We start from the raw sequence: 22635 nt of genomic DNA on the forward strand, positions 1-22635 counted from the left end.
CCTTTCGGCATAGTCTTTTTCCAATGCAGCCGCGCAGGCTGACGATTTCCGGAAAAAAATTCGACGCCGCTGTCGGATTGCCGAAAGCTGCAACGTCCTAGGCTCGTCCACTTCGTCAAACCAGAAGGATTTTGACAATGCCGAATACCATACACCTGCACCGCGTCCTCGCCACCAGCCCGGAAAAGGTCTATCGCGCATTCATCGAAGCGGATGCGCTTGCCAAGTGGCTGCCGCCGAACGGCTTTGCCTGCACGGTACATCATATGGAGCCGAGCGTTGGCGGCACGTTCAGAATGTCATTCCGCAATTTCACGACGGGCGACAGCCACTCCTTCGGCGGCGAATTTCGCGAACTCGTCCCCGGCGAACTGGTTCGCTACACCGACAAGTTCGACGATCCGAACCTGCAGGGCGAAATGGAAGTGACCGTGACCTTGAAGAAGGTCCTCGTCGGAACCGAAGTGAACATTACCCAGGCCGGCATACCGGACTTGATTCCGCCGGAAGCCTGCTATCTCGGCTGGCAGGAATCGCTAATCAACATGGCAAAGTTGGTTGAGCCTGAAATCAAGCAATAAGGCTCTGTATCCTGAGCTTATCCGACGCCCCTTCTCCCCTGCGGGAGGAAGGGGCTTTGGGTCTGCCGCATTCAGGCGACAGGCACATCAAATACTTCGCCGGCCCGAAGCGGGCGAAACCGATCCGCCTCCACGCCTTCAGCTTTCAGCGCAACATCCAGCGCATGAACGGGCTCGTCGATGCCCTCATCCGTCAACTGGAAGGTCGCGAAGTGATGCCCGGCGACATAAGCGGCATTGCAAAGCTTCATGCCTTTAACGGCCTCTTCCGGGTTCTGGTGCTGCCCCTTCATGAACCAGCGCGGCTCGTAGGCGCCGAACGGCAGGATCGCGAGGCGAAAGCCGCCGTGTTTCTGCCGGACAGCTTCATAATTGATGCCGTCGTGGAAGCCGGTATCGCCGATGTGATAGATCTTGCCTGATGGCGTGGTCAGCACGAACGCGGCCCATAACGCCATGCGCCGATCGCCCATGCCCCGCGCCGACCAGTGATGACAGGGCTCGACATCGATCGTCAAGCCGGCCTTGACGGCAATGCGATCACCCCAGTCGACGACGGTGATATCGGCATCGGGAACGGCGCGCCGGATGATCGTGTCATTGCCAAGCGGCGTCACGATCTGCGGACGATGCGCCTGCTGCAGGCGGGCAAGCGTCACAAGGTCGAGATGGTCGTAGTGATTGTGCGTCACCAGCACGAGATCGATATGCGGCAGGTCTTCGAAGCGGATGCCCGGCGGCACCACGCGCTTCGGCCCCACGGATCGGAAGGGGCTGACGCGCTCGGACCATACCGGGTCGGTCAAAATGTTCAGCCCGGCAATCTGCACCAGCATCGATGCGTGCCCGACCATGGTGAGCCGCATCTGATTGCCGAAAACATGCCGGTCGGGCTTGGCCGGAGGAAAAGCGCTGATCACCGGATTGGGCCAGCGCACCCGGCCGCCGCCGAACTGCCATTTCAGCAGATCTAACGGACCGCCCGGCGCGACGCCGCCTGGATTGAAGAAGCGCTGACCATCGAAATGATCGGAAACCGGTCCCTGGTAGTACGGGTTCTTCTTGCCCGAGCCGGATGCGGTGGTCATGCCTTCTTCACCCTTTGCACATCGGTTGTCACACCGGTCTTTGCGAACCACTCTTCCGCCTCGGAGGCCGTCAGCGTCTCCTCAAGCACGACACTCGCCGGCATGGCGAAAAGCTGCGGCGTGAAGAAACTCGTGTCCCACAATGCCGCGCCTTCGACCGGAGGTGAAAGCAGGATGACCTGCCGCCCATCGATACGGGAAATCGTCTCGACGGATGCCTCTCCGGAAATCTCGACCAGACCCCGCTCGTTCGCCTGCACCGTCTCGTAGCGCCACCAGGGCTCGTCATTGCCCTCTTCAGCCACGGTTATGCAGCGCGCCATGTCGACGATGAATTTGTTGGGCACCCGACCGCCAGGCAAGGTCTCGCCGAATACAGCCTGGATCAGTGTGAAGAGATGAAAGCCATTGACGATGTTCTCATAGCGAAGGCGAAAGCCCTGGCGGCTCGGCAGATGCAGCACCAGCAGAGCGTCGCTGCGGCTCAAGAGCATCTGACGAACCCAGGCCGCACCCGGCGTATAGTCCTGCAACTCGGAAAGCTGCGCCATCAGCGTCTTGTTGCTGGCGGCGAGCGCGCGCTCCTGCGGCATCGCGGAAAGATGCGAAACAGCCGATTGGCTGAGCAGCTGGAAAGCCTCAAGCAGCTGCCTCTGCCTCGGGCTCAGCTCCTTGCGCCCGGAAAAGCCGCGATGAATCTGCGGCAGCCAGGCCTGATACAGCTCCCATACGGCCGGACCGCTGCGCTCGACCGAGCCTCCCTTTTCAACGATGGTGCCGAGCATATTGGCAAGGACTGCGGCTCCCGGCGGCGGCAGGCTGCCAAGCTCTCGGGCCGCCCGCGCCGCGATCTTCGGCTGAGCATTGGCGCTGGCGTAGAAGGCTTGCGCCGCCGCGTTGAAACGGGTGTCGACCCGCCCGCCGGCATAGGTGCGGCAGGCGGCAAGAAGATCGGTCAGGGCTGCATCATTCATTCGAAACGGTCTCGGGGAATCACTTGGCGGCGGGATCGATACAACAATTGAAAGACAGTGGTACGGTCAATTCGACATCGATATGGTGATCCCATCCGCGCATTTAACGCATTTCGGCCGCTTTGGGTTGACTTTGCCGGCCTTTTCCTGTTTATCGCCCGCAATCTGCGACGAGCACAAGCCTCCTAGCCACCGACCGGGACCCATTAAGGTATAAAGAGATCCCGGAGGTCAACACCCGACAGCGCGATGCGCCCTCGGGTGCTTTTTGGCTTTGCGTCTTGTTTTCGTCATGGAAAAGCACGACGTTTTCGGGCGAGGAACCGCGCAAGTTGCGCCAAGTCCAAATCCCAAGCGATCGATAAGGAAGAACCGATGTTTGAAAACCTCCAGGACCGTCTTGGTTCCATTCTGAATGGACTGACAGGCCGCGGCGCGCTTTCGGAAGCCGATGTTTCCGCAGCCCTTCGCGAGGTTCGCCGTGCGCTTTTGGAAGCCGACGTGGCGTTGGATGTCGTTCGCTCCTTTACCGACCGCGTCCGTGAAAAGGCCGTCGGCGCCGAGATCCTGAAGTCGATCAAGCCCGGCCAGATGGTCGTCAAGATCGTCCATGACGAGCTGATCGAGATGCTCGGCGGCGAAGGCGTGGGCATCGATCTCAATGCGCCGGCCCCGGTCGTCGTCATGATGGTCGGTCTGCAGGGCTCCGGTAAGACCACCACATCGGCCAAAATCGCCAACCGCCTGACGAGTCGCGACCGCAAGAAGGTCCTGATGGCCTCGCTCGACACGCGCCGTCCGGCAGCGCAGGAGCAGTTGCGCCAGCTCGGCGTGCAGACGGGCATCGACACGCTTCCGGTCATCGCAGGCCAGTCGCCGACCGATATTGCCGCCCGCGCCGTTCAGGCCGCCAAGCTCGGCGGCCATGACGTCGTCATTCTCGACACCGCCGGTCGTACGCATATCGACGAGCCGCTCATGGTCGAGATGGCGGATATCAAGAAGAAGTCCAATCCGCACGAAATCCTGCTGGTTGCCGACAGCTTGACCGGCCAGGACGCAGTCAATCTCGCCCGCAACTTCGATGAGCGCGTCGGGATCACCGGCCTCGTGCTGACCCGTATGGACGGCGACGGACGCGGTGGCGCCGCCCTTTCGATGCGCGCCGTCACTGGCAAGCCGATCAAGCTGATCGGTGTCGGTGAACGCATGGGCGAGCTGGAAGAATTCCACCCCCGCCGTATCGCCGACCGTATCCTCGGCATGGGCGACATCGTCTCGCTCGTCGAGAAGGCGGCCGAGAATATCGATGCCGAGAAGGCAGCCGCCATGGCCGCCAAGATGGCCAAGGGCAAGTTCGATCTGAACGACCTCGCTGATCAGCTCGCCCAGATGCAGAAGATGGGCGGCATGGGCGGCATCATGGGCCTGATGCCCGGCATGTCCGGCATGAAGGACAAGATGGCCGCCGCTGGCCTTAACGACAAACTCTTCGGTCGCCAGATCGCCATCATCTCTTCGATGACCAAGGCAGAGCGCGCCAATCCGGACCTCTTGAAGCATTCCCGCAAGAAGCGCATCGCCGCCGGCTCCGGCACCGACGCCTCCGAAATCAACAAGCTTCTGAAAATGCACCGCCAGATGGCGGACATGATGAAGATGATGGGCGGCAAGGGCAAAGGCGGCATGATGAAGCAGCTGATGGGTGGCCTTGCCGGCAAGATGGGTCTCGGCGGCGGTATGGGCGGCATGCCCGACCTGTCGAACATGGACCCCAAGCAGCTCGAAGCCCTGCAGAAGCAAGCCGAAGCAGCCGGCCTCGGCCGTCCCGGCGGCATGCCGGGCCTCGGTGGCGGCGGTGGATTGCCGGGCCTGGGCGGCGCCAAGCTGCCAGGCCTCGGCGGTGGTTTCCCCGGGCTCCCCGGTTTGCCGAAGAAGAAGTGAGAAGGGATCGTTGACCCCATGATTGATCCAGACGTAAAGGCCCAACTGGGCAACTATCGCCAGTCGATCGACAATATCGATGCCGCACTGGTGCACATGCTGGCTGAGCGCTTCCGCTGTACGAAGGAAGTGGGCGTGCTGAAGGCCAAATACGACCTGCCGCCGGCCGACCCGGCGCGCGAAGAATACCAGATCGAACGCCTGCGCCGTCTGGCAAAGGACGCCAATCTGGACCCGGATTTCGCCGAGAAGTTCCTGAACTTCGTCATCAAGGAAGTCATCCGGCATCATGAACAGATCGCTGCCGATTTCAAAGGGTAACCCCTGGCCGCATGATCCCGAAAGACGCGAGCACGTTTTCGAGAGGGATCACGCAGCACGAGAAAAGCAGCGCGACGTAACCAATACCGCCTCAACGAAGCGGTCAAGAAAAGCCTAAGGAGTTAGAAACATGGCACTGAAAATTCGTCTCGCCCGCGGTGGTTCCAAGAAGCGCCCGTACTACCACGTTGTTATCGCCGACGCCCGCTCGCCGCGCGACGGCCGCTTCCTTGAGACCGTAGGCTCCTGGAACCCGATGCTCGCCAAGGACGACGCCAAGCGCGTTGAGCTCAAGGCCGAGCGCATCAAGCATTGGCTCGACCACGGCGCACAGCCGACCGACCGCGTTCTGCGCTTCCTCGCTGAAGCCGGCATTGCTACCCGCGATGCCAAGAACAACCCGGAAAAGGCAAAGCCGGGCAAGCGCGCTCAGGAACGCGCTGCTGAAAAGGCACAGAAGGCTGCTGACGCCGCCGCTGCTGCTTCTGAATAATCTGTCCTTGTGACGATCGAAAACGGGCGGCATGGCCACATGCTGCCCGTTTTTTGTTTCCCATCGGCGGATGTTCATCCTATGAGAGAACGCAACGACAGCGCCGTGCGCCACATGTGACGCGCAAGGGCCGCTGTCGCACTTTACATTGGCTGCATAATTTTGAGATCGATTCCGATCTGAGAACTATGCAGCGAACCGGCAATCGGCGAAGAGACAATGACCAAACTGCAAAACCCGGTATTGATGGCGACGATCGGTGCGGCACAGGGCCTCAGGGGTGAAGTGCGCGCCCGGGCCTACACGTCCGATCCGACGGCGCTCGGCGATTATGGCCATCTGCACAGCATGGACGGCCGCAGCTTCGAGGTGCTGGAGATCCGGGAAGCCAAGAACATGGTCGTCGTGCGGCTGCGCGGCGTCAATGATCGCAATGCCGCCGAGGCGCTGAATGGCCTGGAACTCTACATCGAGCGCGACAACCTGCCGGACGAAGAGCTCGACGATGACGAATTCTTCTATACCGATCTCGAAGGGCTCGAAGCCGTCGATGACAAGGGCACCGGCTATGGTACCGTCAGCGGCATCTATGATTTCGGCGCCGGCGACCTGTTGGAGCTGAAAGGTCCCGGCAAGCGCCCGGTGCTGATTCCCTTTTCAGAAGCTGCCGTGCTTGAAATCGATCTGGAAGGCGGCAAGATTCTGATCGACCCGCTGGCCGCAGGCCTGATCGACAACCCCGACGATCTGATCGGCAAGCCACCGAAGCCGGAAAAGCCCCAGGACGAGACAAAAAAGTAATCCGCATTGGGAAGAAGTGAGCAGGCCATGAGTTTCCGGGCGACCATCTTGACGCTCTATCCCGAGATGTTTCCCGGTCATCTCGGCACGTCGCTCGCCGGCAAGGCGATGGAACGCGGGCAATGGTCGCTCGATACCGTGCAGATCCGCGATTTCGCCACCGACCGCCACCGCACGGTCGACGATACCCCGGCCGGCGGCGGCGCCGGCATGGTGCTGAAGCCGGATGTGCTCTCCCGCGCCATCGATCACGCCAGCGAAAACGACGGTCGCCCGCGTCTTTTGATGAGCCCGCGCGGAAAACCGCTGACACAGAAGCGCGTTCGCGAACTTGCCGAAGGGGACGGCGTCATCATCGTCTGCGGCCGCTTCGAAGGGGTCGACCAGCGCGTCATCGACGGCCGCAATCTCGAGGAAGTCTCGATCGGCGACTACATTCTTTCGGGCGGAGAACCCGCCGCACTGATCCTGCTCGACGCCATCGTCCGCATCCTGCCGGGCGTCATGGGCAATGACCTTTCAGGCCTGCATGAAAGTTTCGAAGGTGGCCTGCTGGAGCATCCGCACTACACCCGTCCGCAGATCTGGGAAGATCGCGAAATTCCCGCCGTGTTGACCTCCGGCAACCACGCAGCCATTGCCAAATGGCAGCGCGAACAAGCCGAGCAGCTGACACGTGAGCGCAGGCCGGATCTCCTGAACGAGCCTGCCTCGAAATGAGTCGGCGACGCATTCGCAGCGCCTGACATATCCAACGCTATATGCTTTTTCGAAAGCCGCGCTATTTCCCCACACTTGGAACGCGAGTCGTTTGCTTTAGAGTGATCGCAGAGGCTCCGCTCATCCAGTACAACCGATCGGTCGGCGGCGCGAAACCGGGAAGCCTATGTCAGAACTCAGGCAGGACGAGCAGCGTATAGACATTCTTTTCCAGCTGACGCCGCAGGATCTGACCGACGCTCTCCGCCTTCATTTTCGCCAGCATCTGAGAAGCCGGCCCGGTATCGTGCGAATGGTCGTACTTTGGATTCTCGCTCTGCTGGGCTATGGGCTCATCGTCGCCAGCCTCATCGATGCCAACGATGCGCTTGTCGCCATTCTCTGTTTTGCCGTTGTTGCACCGCTTGCGATCGTCGGCATTCCATTCCTGATCGTCTATACACTGGGTGGAAGAACGGCCCGGAAAACCTATGCGGAGCAGCGCACGCTGCAAAAGCCCATTCACCTCTCGTGGAATGAGGATGGCGTGCATCTCAGAAGCGATTTCGGCGAAGCGAAGATGCAATGGACCGATTTCGTCAAAACGCGACAGGATCGGCATTGCCTGTTGTTCTACGAGTCCCAGCGCCTCTACAGAATCATCCCCAAGCGTATTCTCACGAGGGAACACATTCTCGAGTTGCAAGGCCTGGCGCTCAAGGTTCGTGATCACAGAGGTTTTGAATAGTCGCGCGATATCGCTATAAGACCTGCTTTTGGCGATGGTGAGGAGGACGAGGACTATGGCAAAGGACAACGCGGCGAATGGGGAACCGGCGGAATCGGCTTCCAAGCTGATCGACCAGAAAATCGAAGCGCTGGCCGATTGGCGCGGCAAGACGCTTGCCAAGGTGCGCGCGCTCATCAAGCAAGCCGAGCCTGATGTGATCGAGGAATTGAAATGGCGCGGCGTGCCGGTGTGGTCCTCTGACGGCATCATCTGCACCGGCGAGACCTATAAGAGCGTCGTGAAGCTGACCTTCGCGAAGGGCGCTTCGCTGGAAGACCCTTCCCGTCTTTTTAACTCCAGCCTCGAAGGCAATACGCGGCGGGCGATCGATATCAGTGAAAACGAAGAGATCGATGGCGAGGCTTTGAAGGCACTGACCCGCGCGGCAGCCGCCCTCAATGTGACGTCGAAGAAAAAGCCTCGAAAATCCTGAGCCTTGAATGACGGGACGGCGGCGAGCCATAAGTGCTCTTGGCGAGCCGCCGACATGGCAAGAAAGGCCACATAATTCGGCCCGAAGGGGTGACAAAGGCGTGACAATAGGATATGTGCGCGCCCGGCATGGGAAAATTCCCATCAACCACCAAAGAAAAGCAGACGTATCCGCCCCTGCCGTAACAGGTATATATCACGCGGCGAGACCTTCGGGTCCGACCAAGGATAGATCGTTCGGGCGCTCTGGCTGTTGAAGCAACAACGAGGTTGATACTATGAACATCATTCAGCAGTTGGAAGCCGAACAGGCTGCCAAGATCGAAGCCAAGCGCACGCTCCCCGAATTTTCCGCTGGCGACACCGTTCGCGTCAACGTGAAGGTCACGGAAGGCACCCGTACCCGCGTTCAGGCCTATGAAGGCGTTTGCATCGCTCGCTCCGGCGGCGGTCTGCAGGAAAACTTCACCGTTCGCAAGATCTCCTACGGCGAAGGCGTGGAGCGCGTATTCCCGGTTTACTCGCCGCTGATCGAAAGCGTCGAAGTCGTTCGCCGCGGTAAGGTCCGTCGCGCCAAGCTCTACTACCTGCGCGACCTGCGCGGTAAGGCTGCCCGTATCGTTGAAAACACCGGCACTCGCGCCCGCAAGCTCAACGATGGCGAGCGCCAGGCTCTGGCCGAAGAGAAGGCACGCATCGAAGCCGAGAAGGTTGCAGCAGCTCAGGCTCTCGCAGCTGAAAAGGCCGCAGCAGAAGCCGCCGAGAAGGCAGCTGCCGAAAAGGCCGCCGCTGAAGCCGCAGCCGCAGCTGAGCCGGCAGCAGAATAAGTTTCGATCTCAACGGATCGCAACAATGAAAGGCGGCCTCCGGGTCGCCTTTTTTAGTGCCGTCACCCGGCGGCACGGCAAACGGAAATTTCTCCGTCAACCGCCAGTTTTAGAGTTGCTTTTCCATTTTTCGTGATTGCACCCTTGGCAACGGCCTTGCCATGAGCTTTGCAAATATGACAGTTTTCCGCCACGCTAATCGGGGAGATTTCCATGGCATTCCGTCGTTCGTTCATTCTGGGCCTCAGCGCCCTCATACTTGCACCTTTCGCCGCGTTCGCAGCCGATCTGCCTGACCTCAAAGGCAAGACGGTCGTTGTCGTCACGGAGAATGCCTATCCGCCGCTGCAGTTCATCGATCCGAAGACCAACAAGGCGATCGGCTGGGAATATGACGCGATGAACGAGATCGCCAAGCGCCTCAACTTCAAGGTCGAGTACCAGAACACCAGCTGGGATGCGATGATCCAGGCCGTCTCCGAAGGCCAATACAACATCGGCATGACCGGCATCACCATCAAGGATGACCGTAAGCAGAAGGTCGATTTCTCCGATCCTTACATGCGCTCCGAACAGTTCATGCTGGTCCGCGGCGACGAGAAGCGCTTCACCGATGCCAAGAGCTTTGCCGCCTTCAAGGACGGCCTGATCGGCGCGCAGCCGGGCACGACGCCCTTCTACACCGCCGTGTATGAAGTCCTGGACGGCAACGAGCAGAACCCGCGCATCAAGACCTTCGAAACCTTCGGCGCGACCGTCCAGGCGCTCAAGACCGGCGACGTCGATCTGGTGCTGACCGACGGCACGGCCGGCAAGGGCTATGTCGATGCCTCCAACGGCGGCCTCAAGCTGATCGGCGGCCCGCTCGGCTCCGAGGATTTCGGCTTCATCTTCCAGAAGGGTTCCGATCTGGTCGCGCCGGTCAACGCAGCGATCGCCAGCCTGAAGGCCGATGGCACCTTCGACGCGCTGAACAAGAAATGGTTCCTCGACTACAAGATGGGTCAATGAAATCCGCTGATCGACATACTGGAAGCCCGCTCTGATGGCCCCTATGACTGGCCCGGGCGGGCACCGCGGCAAGGATGATTTTCCCTGGTGGTTGATCGCCCTTGCCATCCTCGGCGTCGGCGCCTCCTTTGCAATCGCGGCAAACGGCCTGTACGCCCAGATTTTCACTCTCCTGCTGAATGGCATCGGCGTCACGATTTTCGTGACGCTTGTGGCGTTTACGCTCGCCATGCTGCTCGGCCTTGGGCTCGCACTGCTTGGCCTGTCGGATTTCCTCGTGCTCAGACAGGTTGCGCGATTCTATATCGAGATCGTGCGCGGCATTCCGATGCTCGTGCTACTCTCCTACGTCGCCTTCGTCGGTACGCCTGCCTTCGTCGCGGTCTATAATGTCGTAACGTCTCCGCTGGTCTCAGCCGGCTGGACAAACGCGCTCGTCACCCGCGACGTCCCCTTCGTCTGGCGCACGATCATCGCGCTGACCATCGGCTACTCGTCCTTCATCGCCGAAATCTTCCGCGCCGGCATACAGGCCGTCGATCAGGGGCAGATCGAGGCGGCGAAGGCACTCGGCCTCAGCCGGTTCCAGCGCTTCCGCCTCGTGGTCTTTCCGCAAGCGATCCGCGTTATCCTACCGCCGCTTTCCAACGATTTTATCGCGATGGTGAAGGACAGTTCGCTGGTCTCGGTGCTCGGCGTCGCCGATATCAGCCAGCTCGCCAAGCTCTATTACTCGGCCAATTTCCGCTATTTCGAGACGCTGTCGATCCTCGCCTTCATCTATCTGCTGTTGACGATCGGGCTGTCGCTGTTGCTCAGGCAATTCGAGGCCTGGATGCGCCGACGCTCAGGCAGCGATCGCTCCGCTTTTCGCCGCATGGCGCCCGGCCAGCCACCGGATGCGCAAATGTGATCGATATCGAGAGCGCGACCGTACCGATACACCCCATCGTCGCCATTGCCGAAGGTTTTGAAAATTGATATGAGCATGCCCATGAGTAAGATCATGAGCAAGGACGGACGTTACGTCACGGCTTTCGTGCTGCAGGACCACAAGCGCCTGCCGGCACGTTTCTTTGCGATGATTTCGGGCGCGCTCAACAGCCGACTTCGCTGACCACACCCGAGGCCGACGGTCCTTATCCGTCTATCCCCTTTTCGACACCGCCAATATGGATCTGTAGCCATGAGCGCTCCACGCACACTGTATGATAAAATCTGGGACGACCACCTGGTCGACGCGCAGGATGACGGCACCTGTCTTCTCTACATCGACCGCCACCTCGTTCATGAGGTGACCTCGCCGCAGGCCTTCGAAGGCCTGCGCATGAGCGGTCGAAAGGTTCACGCGCCGCAGAAGACGCTGGCTGTCGTCGACCATAACGTTCCGACCTCGACGGATCGCCACCTCGGCATCAAGAACGAGGAAAGCCGCATTCAGGTCGAGCAGCTGGCCAAGAATGCCGCTGAATTCGGCGTGGAATACTACTCCGAAAGCGACAAGCGTCAGGGCATTGTCCACATCATCGGCCCCGAGCAGGGCTTCACCCTACCCGGCATGACCATTGTCTGCGGCGATAGCCACACGTCCACGCACGGCGCCTTCGGCTCGCTCGCGCACGGTATCGGCACCTCCGAGGTCGAGCATGTGCTCGCCACGCAGACGCTGATCCAGAAGAAGGCGAAGAACATGCTGGTGCAGGTCGACGGCCAACTGCCGCCGGGCGTCACCGCCAAGGACATCATCCTTGCCATCATCGGCGAAATCGGGACCGCAGGCGGCACCGGCTACGTCATCGAATACGCAGGCGAAGCCATTCGCGCGCTGTCGATGGAAGGCCGCATGACCATCTGCAACATGTCGATCGAAGGCGGCGCCCGCGCCGGCCTGATCGCTCCGGATGACATCACCTTCGAATACATCAAGGGCAAGCCGCGCGCGCCGAAGGGCGAAGCGCTGGAGCAGGCGATCGCCTACTGGAAGACGCTGAACTCGGACGAAGGTGCGCACTACGACCGCATCGTCAAGCTCGATGCCGCGAGCCTGCCTCCGATCGTTTCCTGGGGCTCCTCGCCGGAAGACGTCATCTCCGTTCAGGGCGTCGTCCCGAACCCGGATGAAATCCAGGACGAAACCAAGCGCACCTCCAAGTGGCGCGCCCTGGACTATATGGGCCTGAAGCCGGGCACGCCGATGACCGAGATCAACATCGATCGCGTCTTCATCGGCTCCTGCACCAACGGCCGTATCGAAGACCTGCGCGCCGTTGCAAAGGTCGTCGAAGGCAAGACGGTGGCCTCCACAGTCGACGCCATGATCGTTCCGGGCTCCGGCCTCGTGAAGGAACAGGCCGAAGCCGAAGGCCTCGACAAGATCTTCAAGGCTGCCGGTTTCGACTGGCGCGAGCCTGGCTGTTCCATGTGCCTCGCCATGAACGACGACCGCCTGAAGCCGGGCGAACGCTGCGCTTCGACCTCGAACCGCAATTTCGAAGGCCGCCAGGGCTTCAAGGGCCGCACGCATCTGGTTTCGCCGGCCATGGCCGCAGCCGCCGCGATCGCCGGCCACTTCGTCGATATCCGCGAGTGGAACTGATCCTCTCCAAGGCAAGAATGACAAAGGGCGGCCCGTTGGCCGCCCTTTTCGTTTGAAGATGTTGCCGGACCTATCGTTTTGATAGGACAGGCTGGCTAACGCGTGAACCATGCCCTGCCCGCGGCGCCTGTTGCGCCCGCTGACTGAGCCAGACGCTGCCGAGCACGATCACGATGCCGAACATCTGCATCGGGCTGAGTTGCTGGCCAAGCACCACCCAGCCGAGGATCACAGCCGTCGTCGGGCTGAGAAAGCCGAGCGGGGAAACGACGGAGGGCTCAAGCCGCGAGAGGCCACGGAACCAGAGAATATAGGTGAGCGCCGCACCGATCAGCCCGAGATAGGTGAAGCCGAGAATATTGGCACCGGTCAGATGCGGCAGCGGCGGCTCGAGCAGCAGTGCGGCCGGCAGCAACAACAGGCCACCCGACGTCAGCTGCCACGCCGTAAAGGTCAGCGGCGAGACATCGGGCCGCCAGCGGCGGCTGAGCACGGTTCCACCAGCCATGGAAAAGGCGCCCCCGATACCGGCGGCGATGCCGATCGGATCGAGCGTTGCATTCGGCGTCAGGATCAGCAGCGCGACACCGCCGATGCCGGCAATAGCGGCGACGATGGAAAGGCTCCGAATCGGCGACCCCAACAACAGCCGCGCCAGCACGATGACGATCAGCGGCTGGACGGAACCGACGGTCGCGGCCACGCCGCCAGGCAGCCTATAGGCCGAAATGAACAGCAGCCACCAGAAGACAGAGAAGTTCAGCGCCCCGAGGACCAGCGCCTTCAGCCACCAGACGCCGTGCGGCAGTTTCCTGACGATGGCGAGCAAGAGCAGCCCGGCCGGCAGCGCACGGAGCATCGCGACCGTGAGGGGATAACCGGCCGGCAGAAGCTGTGTCGTCACCAGATAGGTGCTGCCCCAGATCGCCGGCGCGATAGCGGTCAGCAACAGGTCGAGATTGCGGTTCATGATCCTGGCCCCGGAATTTATCTTGACCTCAAGATAATACAAAATACCTTGACGTCAAGATAAATTCATGGCGAGGTCCCGACATGGACCGCATCGACAAAATTCTTGAACAATGGCGCCGCGAACGGCCGGATCTCGACACCACGGCCATGGGCCTCTTCGGGCGCATGCGCAATCTTACGCTTCACCTCTCGCGCGAGATGGAAAAGACCTTCGCCCGCTTTGATCTGAACTCGGCAAATTTCGACATGCTGGCGACCCTGCGCCGCTCGGGCGAGCCCTATACCCTCTCCCCCAGCGATCTGATGGAGACGATGATGGTGACTTCGGGCACGATGACCAATCGCATCGATCAGCTGGAAAAGGCCGGCCTCGTCGCCCGCAGCCAAAATCCGAATGATGGCCGCAGCTTCCTGATATCCTTGACGCCGAAGGGGTTCGAGTTGATCGATGCAGCCGTGACGGCGCATGTCGAAACACAGGCACGGCTGGTTTCGAGCCTTTCGGATGAAGAGCGAACGGCACTGAACGGCTTGCTGCGCGACTACTTAGCCGACTTCGAGCCCCGTCTCTAGGCTTGCCCGCCGTTCGCCACACACCTCGCGAATACAGCTGCGCAGCCAGCGATGCGCCGGATCCGCATCCAGGCGCGGATGCCAGAGCAGCGAGATCGTGACATCCGACGTCGGCACCGGCAATGCGAAACTGTGCATGCCGACACGCAGATTGCCCGTATATCCCTCCGGGACGCTGACGATCAGGTCGGAGGCGCGCGCCAAGGCCAGCGCCGCTGAGAAGCTGCCGACGATTGTTGCGATTTGGCGCTCTAGGCCCAGCGTGTTCAGTGCCTCGTCGATCTGGCCTTTCTGCAGCCCGCGCCGGGAAACGAGGATATGCCGGCCGGCGGCATAGCGCTCCGGCGTCATCTCTCCTTCGCTCAACGGATGCCCGCTGCGCACGACGCCGATAAAGCGATCATGGAACAGCGCCTGCGCGCGTAGTTCCGGCCCGGTATCGTCGCCAACCACGCCGGTCTCCAGATCGATCGAGCCATCCCGCAGCGGCGTGCTGTCCTTGTCCAGCTTCTGCGTGAAATAGAGCCTCACGCCCGGCGCCTGTTCGGCAATGCGGGAAATCAATGCAGGCCCGAAATTCTCCACGAAGCCCTCGCGGGTGCGGATCGAGAAGGTCCGAACGAGTTGTTTCAAATCCAGGGTTTCGGCCGGACGCAAGGCGGCCTCCGCCTCCTGCACGAGACGACCGATGCTTTCGCGCAATTCCAGCGCCCGCGGTGTCGGCACAAGCCCGCGCCCGGCCCTGACAAGCAGCGGATCGCCCGTCGTCTCGCGCAGCCGGGCCAACTGTCGGCTCATGGCGGAAGGGCTGAGCCGTAATCGGCGAGCCGCTCGCGCAACGCTGCCTTCGGCAAGCAGCACATTCAAAGTGACGAGCAGATTGAGATCAGGGATCGACATGGCGCGACCATAACATGTTTTTCCGATACATAGCGTCAAACGCACGAATGAAGTGCAAACGATGCGCATTCCGCCATATCGCTTTCACAACTACGTTTCTGCCGAGACTTTTGTAACGCCGCCAGAAATGGAGCTCATGGTGACACCAATCATCGAAAAACCGGACGGGACCACCTCCGCAAACGTCAAGAATACATCCTCGGTTCGCTGGGCACTTGCGAGCCTTTCGCTGTCCATGCTCATGCCCTCGCTCGATACCAGCATTGCCAATGTCGGCCTGCCGACGCTTGCAAGGGCCTTCGACGCGTCCTTTCAGGACATGCAATGGGTCGTGCTTGCCTATCTCCTCGCCATCACCACCTTGATCGTCAGCGTCGGGCGTCTGGGCGACATTTTCGGACGGCGCCGCATGTTGCTGATCGGCATAGGCCTTTTCACGCTCGCCTCACTCTTTTGCGGCATAGCGCCGACACTGCCGCTCCTGCTCGCCGCCAGAGGCCTGCAGGGCCTCGGCGCGGCCATGATGATGGCGTTGACGGTAGCCATGGTCGGCGAAACCGTGCCGAAAGAAAGGACGGGCAGCGCCATGGGCCTGCTTGGCACCATGTCGGCAATCGGCACGACGCTCGGCCCTTCGCTGGGCGGCATGTTGATCGCCTGGTTTGGCTGGGAAACCATCTTCCTGGTCAATGTGCCACTGGGCGTCGCAAACCTCCTGCTCGCAATCCGTTACCTGCCGGCGGATCGCGGCGACCGGAAAGTCGCCCAAGGGCGTCCCGATGCGATCGGCACCCTGCTGCTGGCACTGACGCTCGCCGCCTACGCTCTCGCCATGACCATGGGACAAGGCCGTTTCGGCACGCTCAACCTCGGCCTGCTGTTCGCAGCCATCCTCGGTATCGTTCTCTTCGTCTTCGCCGAGGCAAAGGTGAAGTCGCCGCTGCTGCGCCTTTCCATGTTCCGCGACGCCTCCTTGAGCGCGGGCCTTGGCATGAGCGCTCTGGTCTCCACCGTCATCATGACGACGCTGGTTGTCGGACCTTTCTATCTCTCGCGTGCGCTTGGCTTCGATACCGCCCATGTCGGCGCCATCATGTCGGCAGGCCCCCTGGTCTCCGCCTTGACGGGCTTCCCGGCCGGCCGCATCGTCGATCGCTTCGGCGCCCGACGCATGACGATAACGGGACTTGTCGGCATGGCTGTCGGCCTGTCCCTGATGGCGGTATTGCAAGGAAGGTTCGGCGCCGCCGGCTATATCGGCCCGCTTATCATCGTCACGTCGAACTATGCGATGTTTCAGGCATCCAACAACACCGCGATCATGAAGGGCGTAAGCTCCGAGCAGCGCGGCGTCATCTCGGGAATGCTCAGCCTGTCCCGAAACCTCGGCCTGATCACCGGCGCAGCCGTCATGGGCGCCATCTTCTCGCTGGCCTCGGGTACGACCGATATCACCACGGCGTCTCCGGACGCTGTCGCGACAGGCATGCAGATTACGTTTGCGACGGGCGCGCTGCTGATCGTCGCGACGCTGATCATCGCCATCACCGGCCTGGCGCGTGCAAGGGGAGCCGTCTTGTCGCCAAAGGAATTGTAGGAAGCTTAACCGTATTTCCGGCGCTCTTTCGGCCGTGCGCACAATGTTAACCGGCATCGATTGTCATAGGCTCGGGAATAATATCAAGGTCAAGTCTCTGCAAATGCTCCTCGACGACGATAAGGGGTCCGTGACGGCGTCTGCGAAATTGACGTCCTTGGAAGCGATGCGCGGCATCGCCTCCATCATCGTCATGTTCCATCATTTCTGTCTGGCTTTCCTGCCATCGGTCAAAGAGCCCTTTCCCGTGGGCCTCGCTGAGACGCCGTTTGCCTGGCTCATGCGCGGGGAATCCGCGGTCACCTTCTTCTTTGTGCTATCCGGCTTCGTTCTGGCTCTGAAATTCTATAAAAGGCCCAACTATAAGGCTTTGGCCACGTCCACCTTGAAACGGCTTCCAAGATTGATGGGTCCCGCCGCCATCTCGATCGGCCTCGGCTTCCTGATCCTGTTTTTTCGTCTCAACTATAATGGGGACGCCGCCTCGATAACGGGATCGGATTGGCTCAAGACATTCGGCAATGCGCACCTGCCGTCGGGTTTCACCCCGACGGCGGAATCGGCAATCGGGCAATCCCTGCTCGTTTTCCTCCTGCCGGATCATTTCGGCTACAATTCAAATCTCTGGACGATGAGATTTGAATATTACGGCAGTCTCCTTGTTTTTCTGCTGTGCGCACTCGCCATGCGCGTATCACCGGTTACGCAGCTTATATTGACGATCGTTTCAGCCTATTTATTCTGGGTCTACGGTCACGCATTCCTGCCGTTTGCTGCGGGAGCCTATCTGGCGTTGCTGTTTGCATGGAGTGGGCCAAGAGCAATTGGCAACATCTGGATCGCTGCCCTGATCGGCCTCGCCTCGGTGTTCCTGTTGTGCTCGCTGGATCAGGATTTACAGGTTGCCGGCTCGATAGGGCTGATGATCAGCCTTCTATACTGCCCCAAACTCGCGCGCCCTCTCTCCGGCAGGCTGGGTCGTCTGTTGGGCCGCTTCTCCTTTCCGCTCTACCTCGTGCACTTCCTGGTGATCGCATCGGCGTCATCTTTCGGCTTTACCACCCTGTACACTTGGTCCGGTTCCTACGCATGCGCCGTAACAGTAGCGGGAGTGGTGACCGTCTTTGTCAGCCTAGCGGCCGCAACTCCATTGTTGCTTTTCGATCAGAAGTGGGTCGCAGCGATCAATAGCATAACTGCGACTTTGAGCCGGAATGCAGCCACCATGTACCGGACGTATTGCTCACGGTCCAAGGGGTCAACAGAAACGCAAAAGGCCCAGGCGCGATCGCACCCGGGCCTTCTCTAAATCGTGGTTTGCTTCGAAGCCTGATCAGAAGCTCGCCTTGACCGGATCTGGACCAATGCGGCCGCCGGCGGAATCGAGCTTGGCAAGTTCCGCAAGATCATCGCTATCGAGCTTGAAATCGAAGACCTTGAAGTTTTCCTCGATGCGGCTCGGCGTGATCGACTTCGGGATAACGATCAGACCGTTATCGATATGCCAGCGAATGACGACCTGTGCCGGCGTGCGGCCGTGCTTGGCGGCAACCTTGCCTATCACGGCATTGCCAAGCAGCTTGCCCTGGCCGAGCGGGCTCCAGGATTCGGTCTTGATGCCGAGCTTGTCATGGACGGCGCGCAGCTCTTTTTGCTGGAAGGTCGGATGCAGCTCGATCTGGTTCAGGACGGGTGTCACGCCGGTCTCGCCGATAATGCGGTCGAGATGCTCCTTGGCAAAATTGGAAACGCCGATGGAATGAGCGCGCCCTTCTTCCTTGAGGCGCACGAAAGCCTTCCATGTATCCAGGTAGCGGTCGCGATGCGGCGACGGCCAATGGATGAGATAAAGATCGACATAGTCGGTGCCGAGACGCTTCAGGCTTTGGTCGAAGGCTTTCAGCGTGGAATCGAAGCCCTGCGCCTCGTTCCAAAGCTTGGTTGTGAGATAGACGTCCTTGCGGGCGACGCCGGACTGGCGCATGCCCTCGCCGACGCCATCCTCGTTGGCATAGATGGCCGCGGTATCGACATGGCGATATCCGGCTTTCAAAGCCGTGCTGACGGCCATCGGCGCGACGTTTTCCGGTGTCTGCCAGACGCCGAGGCCAACCTGCGGAATGGATTTACCGTCATTGAAAGTGATTGTCGGTTGTGTGGTCACGATAAGTCTCCAAAAGATAAGACGGGTGTGGAGTGAAGGCGTGATTCAAATTCTGAAAAGGGAGGACCATTTCCGCGCGGGCGCGCCGGTCGAAAACCCATATAGTGGAGAATATTGGGATTTTAACCCCGAGCCGCCGTTCAGACAACTCGGACGGTCGTCCCCTTGCGCAGCAGAGGCAGGATACGGCGCATATCGCGAAGGCTGATCGCAACACAGCCCGCCGTCGGCTCGTAACCCGGTCGAATCAAGTGAAAGAAGATGGCCGATCCGCGATTGCGTCGCCGCGAGCCGATATTCCAATCAAGCACGAGGCAGATATCGTAGAGACCGTCGCCACGGCGCATGTCCTCATGGCTCGGCTTGAATGGCGCCTTAACCAGGCGATTGTAGTTGGCATCGCCCGATTGATCGCACCAGAGCATATCTTTGCGGATGCGCCGCATCGGCAAACCCGTCTGCGGAAGCTGAACCTGGTCGCCACGTGTGAAGCCATAAAGCAGTTTCATGGCGGCAATCGGCGTCGCGCCGTCCCCCTCGCGCTTCAAGATGCTGCGACCGGATCTGCCGATTGCGGCCGGGATGGTCAGTGATCCCACCTGCACCAGTGCTCGCGTCTTTTTACCCGGCGCAGGACGCACAATGATGGTGGAAGAGGCCCGCCCGCCCCTCGCCCTTGTCTTTTCCATTTCGCTCACATGTTTTTGCTTTGCGCGTGATTTCATTTGAAATCATAGCAGTTTCAAGCAAACGACCAAGCCTGAGCCGCCTGCCGACTTGCTAAAAATGCAATTTGGCGTAGGACTTAGGTGGGATTAGAACAAGGATCCGAACGGCATGACCGCACGCACCATTCTTCTGGTGGATGATGACAACGACCTGCGCGAGATGCTGGTCGAGCAATTATCGCTTTATGAGGAATTCACCGTCCTGCAGGAAGCGACTGCCGGAAAGGGTGTGCAGACAGCGCGCACCGTGCCTGTCGATTTGCTCATCATGGATGTCGGCCTGCCTGACATGGATGGCCGCGAGGCGGTGAAGCTGCTGCGCAAGAACGGCTTCAAGGCGCCGATCATCATGCTGACGGGCCATGACACGGATTCCGACACCATCCTCGGCCTGGAAGCCGGCGCCAACGATTATGTCACGAAGCCCTTCCGTTTCGCGGTGCTGCTTGCCCGAATTCGCGCCCAGCTGCGCCAGCACGAGCAGAGCGAAGACGCGACCTTCACTGTGGGACGATATCTCTTCAAGCCGAGCCAGAAGCTGCTGACGACCGAAGACGGCCAGAAGATCCGCCTGACGGAAAAGGAAGCCGCCATCATCCGCTACCTCTATCGCGCCGACAAGAAGGTCGTCACCCGCGATGTCCTGCTCGAGGAAGTCTGGGGTTACAATTCCGGCGTCACCACGCATACGCTCGAAACCCATGTCTATCGTCTTCGTCAGAAGATCGAGCGCGACCCCTCCAACGCCGAAATCCTGGTAACGGAAAACGGCGGCTACAAGATCATTCCGTAGGCGATCGATGGCGCTGAACGACGATATCCGACTGCTGTCGCAACTGCCGCTCTTTCACGGCATGGGCGACGAGCCGCTGCGGCTGATCGCCTTCGGCGCCGACCGACGCCATGTGACCGAAGGCCAGACGCTTTTCAGGGAAAAATCCCCAGCCGAATGCGCCTATGTCGTCACACGCGGCAGCTTTGAGCTGAGTACGGCTGATGCCGCCGGACAGAAGCAGGTGCAAGCCGTGGTCCAGGCAGGCACCATGCTATCAGAGCTCGCGCTGGTGACACTCGTGGAGCGGAAATACACAGCCGTTGCCGCCGAGGAATCCGACGTGATCCGCATCACGCGCGCCCTCTTCCATCGGCTGATCGAGGAGTATCCGGACGCCGGACTTCTTATCCAGAACCGCATTCGCGACAATTTCGCCGCCCTGGCGAGACAGGCAGCAGCACTTCTTGGCCGCTTTTCCTAGAGCAATTCCAGGAAAAGTGCGTAGCGGCTTTCCGTCAGGAATTGCGTGAAAACAAACAGATAGAGCGGCTCGGGGATGCCGTGAAAAGCTGAACCGCTCTAAAACACCCTATCCCTTTTAGAGATCGAAATGCGCCACGACCGGCACGTGGTCGGACGGACGATCCCAGCCGCGGGCCGCCTTGAGGATCTCGATCCGCTGCAGATGCGGGCCGAGGTCCGATGACGACCAGATGTGGTCGAGGCGACGACCGCGATCGGCGGCCTCCCAATCCTTGGCGCGATAGCTCCACCACGTATAGAGCTTCTCGGTTTCCGGCACCTGCTGGCGCATCAGGTCGAGCCAGGCGCCACGCTTCATCACCTCGAGCAATCCGTCCGTCTCGACGGGCGTATGGCTGACGATCTTCAAGAGCTGCTTGTGCGACCAGACGTCATGCTCGAGCGGCGCGATATTGAGGTCGCCGACGAGGATTGCGGAGGTGTTCTGTTCTGCATTGGCGTGCAGATGCTTCATTTCCTCGATGAAATCGAGCTTATGACCAAATTTCGGATTGATGGCACGATCCGGCTCGTCGCCACCAGCCGGAACATAGAAGTTATGGAGGCGAATGCGCCGACCGCCGCGTTCAAAGATCGCGGAAATGTGCCTGCTGTCGCCGACATTGCAATAGTCCTGGCGATGATCTTCCGTCAGCGGGAAGCGCGAGGCGATGGCGACGCCGTGATAGCCCTTTTGGCCATGGATGATGATATGCTCATAGCCAAGCGCGCGCAGCGGCGCGTGCGGGAAGAGCTCATTGGGGACCTTCGTCTCCTGCAGGCAGAGGATATCGGGCCGAGCTTGCATGACGAATTGCTCGACGATGGGCATGCGCAGCCGCACCGAATTGATGTTCCACGTCGCAATCGAAAATCCCATGCCGATACCTTCCCAAGGGAGCAATTCCGGAAAGGACGCAGCGGTTTTCCGTCGGGAATTGCATCAGAACAGACAGCTGGAGCGCTTCGGTTACATCGCGAAAGCGCTCAGACCGGGAAAGGCTTTAGACCGGCTGGCGCGGAAAGGAAAGCGCCATTCGGCGCTTCCATGGAGGTCAGGGAAGAAGGCGGCGATCAGCGCGTGTAGTCGATGCGGAAAACACTGTCGTCGAAAGAGACGTTGGTCTTGACGTTGTTGATGATGACGTCGGTCGTCTTGCCCTGCGGGTCGATCACCGTCCACTGGCGCAGATCGTAGCTCTTGGAATCGAAGATCATGGTGATCTGCGAATCGCCAAAGACCGTGCGGTTGCCGAGCGTGATCTTCGTCAGATCCGGCTGAGAATCGACGCTGCGCACCATATCGGCCGACAGGTCGATCTTGTTGGCAAGCAAGAGGCTCAGCGGCGTCTTGGACAGCTGATACATATTTCTGGTCTGCGTCTGGTCGTTGATGACCTGAACGTTGTTACCGTCGCAGATGACGCGCATACGAGACGGGGGATCGTAGTTGAAGCGCATCTTGCCCGGACGCTGAATGAAGAAGGCGCCGCTCATCTGATCGCCGCGCGGGCCGATCTGCAGGAAGCCGCCCTTCATCGTCTTGATGGACGAGAAGTGATCTGCAATCGCCTGGGCAATACCGGGATTAAGGCCTGCTGCCTGCTGCGCGAAGACGGATGCGGGCGCAGCACCTGCCGCACCGACAGCGACCACGGCGCCGAGGAAATGCCGGCGGGTCAGGGACAATCGGTTGGAGGGCTGCGCATCAAATTTTGTCATCGAATTCTCCTTCATGCTGTGTCCATGGCGCTCAAAATCGGCGTCTTCATGGCGCAACGGCCCATGGGCGGTTGTGGGCCGCGATCAAATTTGCCTGAACATAGGTAGAATAAAAATGTGACACG

Annotated in this window: 27 protein-coding genes; 18 read left to right on the forward strand and 9 right to left on the reverse strand. The window is 60.2% G+C overall.

What is annotated here, in order from left to right:
• Positions 1-137 precede the first annotated feature (137 nt).
• A complete protein-coding gene (locus HGP17_RS20490; RefSeq protein WP_168812296.1) occupies positions 138-581 on the forward strand; it encodes an SRPBCC family protein in 444 nt (147 codons plus the stop codon).
• A gap of 71 nt (positions 582-652) precedes the next feature.
• Here HGP17_RS20490 and HGP17_RS20495 read toward each other — a convergent pair whose 3' ends face one another.
• Both HGP17_RS20495 and HGP17_RS20500 read right to left on the reverse strand, forming a co-directional pair.
• Entirely contained in the window at positions 653-1669 is a 1017-nt protein-coding gene (locus tag HGP17_RS20495) for an MBL fold metallo-hydrolase (protein WP_168812297.1), read from the reverse strand.
• Positions 1666-2643 (reverse strand): hypothetical protein, encoded by a 978-nt coding sequence (locus tag HGP17_RS20500; protein WP_168812298.1) that lies wholly within the window; start codon positions 2641-2643, stop codon positions 1666-1668. The genes HGP17_RS20495 and HGP17_RS20500 overlap by 4 nt, the downstream gene beginning before the upstream one ends.
• Positions 2644-3018: 375 nt before the next feature.
• Here HGP17_RS20500 and ffh point away from each other — a divergent pair, with 375 nt between their 5' ends.
• The 8 genes from ffh (at position 3019) to rplS (ending at position 8950) form a co-directional block, all read left to right on the forward strand.
• On the forward strand, positions 3019-4587 hold the full coding sequence (gene ffh / locus HGP17_RS20505) for a signal recognition particle protein (protein ID WP_168812299.1): 1569 nt from the start codon (positions 3019-3021) through the stop codon (positions 4585-4587).
• 18 nt (positions 4588-4605) lie between these two features.
• Positions 4606-4908, forward strand: coding sequence for a chorismate mutase (locus HGP17_RS20510; RefSeq protein WP_168812300.1), 303 nt, complete (start codon positions 4606-4608; stop codon positions 4906-4908).
• A 130-nt stretch (positions 4909-5038) separates the two neighbouring features.
• Entirely contained in the window at positions 5039-5401 is a 363-nt protein-coding gene (gene rpsP, locus HGP17_RS20515) for a 30S ribosomal protein S16 (protein ID WP_168812301.1), read from the forward strand.
• A gap of 219 nt (positions 5402-5620) precedes the next feature.
• Positions 5621-6202, forward strand: a complete 582-nt coding sequence (gene rimM, locus HGP17_RS20520; RefSeq protein WP_168812302.1) for a ribosome maturation factor RimM — start codon at positions 5621-5623, stop codon at positions 6200-6202.
• 27 nt (positions 6203-6229) lie between these two features.
• Positions 6230-6922: a tRNA (guanosine(37)-N1)-methyltransferase TrmD gene (trmD, locus tag HGP17_RS20525; RefSeq protein ID WP_168812303.1), complete on the forward strand. Its 693-nt coding sequence runs from the start codon at positions 6230-6232 to the stop codon at positions 6920-6922.
• Positions 6923-7088: 166 nt separating this feature from the next.
• On the forward strand, positions 7089-7649 hold the full coding sequence (locus HGP17_RS20530; RefSeq protein ID WP_168812304.1) for a YcxB family protein: 561 nt from the start codon (positions 7089-7091) through the stop codon (positions 7647-7649).
• A 34-nt stretch (positions 7650-7683) separates the two neighbouring features.
• Positions 7684-8124 carry a DUF1801 domain-containing protein gene (locus HGP17_RS20535; protein ID WP_168812305.1) on the forward strand — a complete coding sequence of 147 codons (441 nt, stop codon included), beginning with the start codon at positions 7684-7686 and terminating at the stop codon, positions 8122-8124.
• 277 nt (positions 8125-8401) lie between these two features.
• Positions 8402-8950 (forward strand): 50S ribosomal protein L19, encoded by a 549-nt coding sequence (gene rplS / locus HGP17_RS20540; protein ID WP_168812306.1) that lies wholly within the window; start codon positions 8402-8404, stop codon positions 8948-8950.
• Positions 8951-9012: 62 nt separating this feature from the next.
• On the opposite strand, the gene HGP17_RS20545 is transcribed toward rplS, so the two are convergent.
• The gene (locus HGP17_RS20545; protein WP_168812307.1) at positions 9013-9165 is read right to left on the reverse strand and encodes a hypothetical protein; all 153 of its coding nucleotides are present in this window, start codon (positions 9163-9165) and stop codon (positions 9013-9015) included.
• Here HGP17_RS20545 and HGP17_RS20550 point away from each other — a divergent pair.
• The 4 genes from HGP17_RS20550 to leuC all read left to right on the forward strand — a co-directional run bounded on the left by HGP17_RS20550 (position 9164) and on the right by leuC (position 12557).
• A complete protein-coding gene (locus HGP17_RS20550; protein WP_168812308.1) occupies positions 9164-9961 on the forward strand; it encodes a basic amino acid ABC transporter substrate-binding protein in 798 nt (265 codons plus the stop codon). The two genes, HGP17_RS20545 and HGP17_RS20550, sit on opposite strands and share 2 nt — an antisense overlap.
• Positions 9962-9995: 34 nt before the next feature.
• On the forward strand, positions 9996-10874 hold the full coding sequence (locus tag HGP17_RS20555) for an amino acid ABC transporter permease (RefSeq protein ID WP_168812309.1): 879 nt from the start codon (positions 9996-9998) through the stop codon (positions 10872-10874).
• Positions 10875-10955: 81 nt separating this feature from the next.
• The gene (locus HGP17_RS33945; RefSeq protein ID WP_280117190.1) at positions 10956-11078 is read left to right on the forward strand and encodes a hypothetical protein; all 123 of its coding nucleotides are present in this window, start codon (positions 10956-10958) and stop codon (positions 11076-11078) included.
• Positions 11079-11147: 69 nt separating this feature from the next.
• Complete coding sequence (gene leuC / locus HGP17_RS20560) at positions 11148-12557, forward strand: 3-isopropylmalate dehydratase large subunit (RefSeq protein ID WP_168812310.1); 1410 nt, start codon at positions 11148-11150, stop codon at positions 12555-12557.
• A gap of 70 nt (positions 12558-12627) precedes the next feature.
• Here leuC and HGP17_RS20565 read toward each other — a convergent pair whose 3' ends face one another.
• Positions 12628-13527 carry an EamA family transporter gene (locus tag HGP17_RS20565; RefSeq protein WP_168812311.1) on the reverse strand — a complete coding sequence of 300 codons (900 nt, stop codon included), beginning with the start codon at positions 13525-13527 and terminating at the stop codon, positions 12628-12630.
• Between the two features lie 83 nt (positions 13528-13610).
• On the opposite strand from HGP17_RS20565, the gene HGP17_RS20570 reads away from it, so the two are divergent.
• Positions 13611-14102, forward strand: a complete 492-nt coding sequence (locus tag HGP17_RS20570) for a MarR family transcriptional regulator (protein ID WP_168812312.1) — start codon at positions 13611-13613, stop codon at positions 14100-14102.
• On the opposite strand, the gene HGP17_RS20575 is transcribed toward HGP17_RS20570, so the two are convergent.
• Entirely contained in the window at positions 14076-15002 is a 927-nt protein-coding gene (locus tag HGP17_RS20575) for a LysR family transcriptional regulator (protein ID WP_168812313.1), read from the reverse strand. The two genes, HGP17_RS20570 and HGP17_RS20575, sit on opposite strands and share 27 nt — an antisense overlap.
• A gap of 127 nt (positions 15003-15129) precedes the next feature.
• Between HGP17_RS20575 and HGP17_RS20580 the strand changes: the two genes are divergently transcribed.
• Together HGP17_RS20580 and HGP17_RS20585 are read left to right on the forward strand one after the other, a co-directional pair.
• Positions 15130-16599 carry an MFS transporter gene (locus tag HGP17_RS20580; RefSeq protein ID WP_205926070.1) on the forward strand — a complete coding sequence of 490 codons (1470 nt, stop codon included), beginning with the start codon at positions 15130-15132 and terminating at the stop codon, positions 16597-16599.
• A gap of 130 nt (positions 16600-16729) precedes the next feature.
• Entirely contained in the window at positions 16730-17908 is a 1179-nt protein-coding gene (locus tag HGP17_RS20585; RefSeq protein WP_168812315.1) for an acyltransferase, read from the forward strand.
• 24 nt (positions 17909-17932) lie between these two features.
• On the opposite strand, the gene HGP17_RS20590 is transcribed toward HGP17_RS20585, so the two are convergent.
• Together HGP17_RS20590 and HGP17_RS20595 are read right to left on the reverse strand one after the other, a co-directional pair.
• Complete coding sequence (locus tag HGP17_RS20590) at positions 17933-18763, reverse strand: aldo/keto reductase (protein ID WP_168812316.1); 831 nt, start codon at positions 18761-18763, stop codon at positions 17933-17935.
• Positions 18764-18903: 140 nt separating this feature from the next.
• Positions 18904-19452: a L,D-transpeptidase gene (locus HGP17_RS20595; protein ID WP_168812317.1), complete on the reverse strand. Its 549-nt coding sequence runs from the start codon at positions 19450-19452 to the stop codon at positions 18904-18906.
• Between the two features lie 148 nt (positions 19453-19600).
• Here HGP17_RS20595 and HGP17_RS20600 point away from each other — a divergent pair, with 148 nt between their 5' ends.
• Together HGP17_RS20600 and HGP17_RS20605 are read left to right on the forward strand one after the other, a co-directional pair.
• Entirely contained in the window at positions 19601-20284 is a 684-nt protein-coding gene (locus tag HGP17_RS20600; RefSeq protein ID WP_168812318.1) for a response regulator transcription factor, read from the forward strand.
• 7 nt (positions 20285-20291) lie between these two features.
• Positions 20292-20747, forward strand: a complete 456-nt coding sequence (locus HGP17_RS20605; protein WP_168812319.1) for a cyclic nucleotide-binding domain-containing protein — start codon at positions 20292-20294, stop codon at positions 20745-20747.
• A 117-nt stretch (positions 20748-20864) separates the two neighbouring features.
• On the opposite strand, the gene HGP17_RS20610 is transcribed toward HGP17_RS20605, so the two are convergent.
• Positions 20865-21668, reverse strand: coding sequence for an exodeoxyribonuclease III (locus tag HGP17_RS20610; RefSeq protein ID WP_168812320.1), 804 nt, complete (start codon positions 21666-21668; stop codon positions 20865-20867).
• Between the two features lie 194 nt (positions 21669-21862).
• Positions 21863-22510 (reverse strand): outer membrane lipoprotein carrier protein LolA, encoded by a 648-nt coding sequence (locus HGP17_RS20615; protein WP_168812321.1) that lies wholly within the window; start codon positions 22508-22510, stop codon positions 21863-21865.
• Positions 22511-22635: the final 125 nt, after the last annotated feature.

Source organism: Rhizobium sp. P38BS-XIX (assembly GCF_012641435.1).
Taxonomy (GTDB): Bacteria; Pseudomonadota; Alphaproteobacteria; order Rhizobiales; family Rhizobiaceae; genus Rhizobium.

Coding starts and splice junctions, on each gene's coding strand:
- HGP17_RS20545 (WP_168812307.1), bottom strand. CDS start 9,165: ATGGAAATCTCCCCGATTAGCGTGGCGGAAAACTGTCATATTTGCAAA.
- HGP17_RS20535 (WP_168812305.1), top strand. CDS start 7,684: ATGGTGAGGAGGACGAGGACTATGGCAAAGGACAACGCGGCGAATGGG.
- HGP17_RS20570 (WP_168812312.1), top strand. CDS start 13,611: ATGGACCGCATCGACAAAATTCTTGAACAATGGCGCCGCGAACGGCCG.
- rplS (WP_168812306.1), top strand. CDS start 8,402: ATGAACATCATTCAGCAGTTGGAAGCCGAACAGGCTGCCAAGATCGAA.
- rimM (WP_168812302.1), top strand. CDS start 5,621: ATGACCAAACTGCAAAACCCGGTATTGATGGCGACGATCGGTGCGGCA.
- leuC (WP_168812310.1), top strand. CDS start 11,148: ATGAGCGCTCCACGCACACTGTATGATAAAATCTGGGACGACCACCTG.
- HGP17_RS20605 (WP_168812319.1), top strand. CDS start 20,292: ATGGCGCTGAACGACGATATCCGACTGCTGTCGCAACTGCCGCTCTTT.
- HGP17_RS20510 (WP_168812300.1), top strand. CDS start 4,606: ATGATTGATCCAGACGTAAAGGCCCAACTGGGCAACTATCGCCAGTCG.
- HGP17_RS20595 (WP_168812317.1), bottom strand. CDS start 19,452: ATGGAAAAGACAAGGGCGAGGGGCGGGCGGGCCTCTTCCACCATCATT.
- HGP17_RS20495 (WP_168812297.1), bottom strand. CDS start 1,669: ATGACCACCGCATCCGGCTCGGGCAAGAAGAACCCGTACTACCAGGGA.
- HGP17_RS20610 (WP_168812320.1), bottom strand. CDS start 21,668: ATGGGATTTTCGATTGCGACGTGGAACATCAATTCGGTGCGGCTGCGC.
- ffh (WP_168812299.1), top strand. CDS start 3,019: ATGTTTGAAAACCTCCAGGACCGTCTTGGTTCCATTCTGAATGGACTG.
- HGP17_RS20565 (WP_168812311.1), bottom strand. CDS start 13,527: ATGAACCGCAATCTCGACCTGTTGCTGACCGCTATCGCGCCGGCGATC.
- HGP17_RS20530 (WP_168812304.1), top strand. CDS start 7,089: ATGTCAGAACTCAGGCAGGACGAGCAGCGTATAGACATTCTTTTCCAG.
- rpsP (WP_168812301.1), top strand. CDS start 5,039: ATGGCACTGAAAATTCGTCTCGCCCGCGGTGGTTCCAAGAAGCGCCCG.
- HGP17_RS20550 (WP_168812308.1), top strand. CDS start 9,164: ATGGCATTCCGTCGTTCGTTCATTCTGGGCCTCAGCGCCCTCATACTT.
- HGP17_RS20615 (WP_168812321.1), bottom strand. CDS start 22,510: ATGACAAAATTTGATGCGCAGCCCTCCAACCGATTGTCCCTGACCCGC.
- HGP17_RS20500 (WP_168812298.1), bottom strand. CDS start 2,643: ATGAATGATGCAGCCCTGACCGATCTTCTTGCCGCCTGCCGCACCTAT.
- HGP17_RS20580 (WP_205926070.1), top strand. CDS start 15,130: ATGGAGCTCATGGTGACACCAATCATCGAAAAACCGGACGGGACCACC.
- HGP17_RS20555 (WP_168812309.1), top strand. CDS start 9,996: ATGGCCCCTATGACTGGCCCGGGCGGGCACCGCGGCAAGGATGATTTT.
- HGP17_RS20600 (WP_168812318.1), top strand. CDS start 19,601: ATGACCGCACGCACCATTCTTCTGGTGGATGATGACAACGACCTGCGC.
- HGP17_RS33945 (WP_280117190.1), top strand. CDS start 10,956: ATGAGTAAGATCATGAGCAAGGACGGACGTTACGTCACGGCTTTCGTG.
- trmD (WP_168812303.1), top strand. CDS start 6,230: ATGAGTTTCCGGGCGACCATCTTGACGCTCTATCCCGAGATGTTTCCC.
- HGP17_RS20490 (WP_168812296.1), top strand. CDS start 138: ATGCCGAATACCATACACCTGCACCGCGTCCTCGCCACCAGCCCGGAA.
- HGP17_RS20575 (WP_168812313.1), bottom strand. CDS start 15,002: ATGTCGATCCCTGATCTCAATCTGCTCGTCACTTTGAATGTGCTGCTT.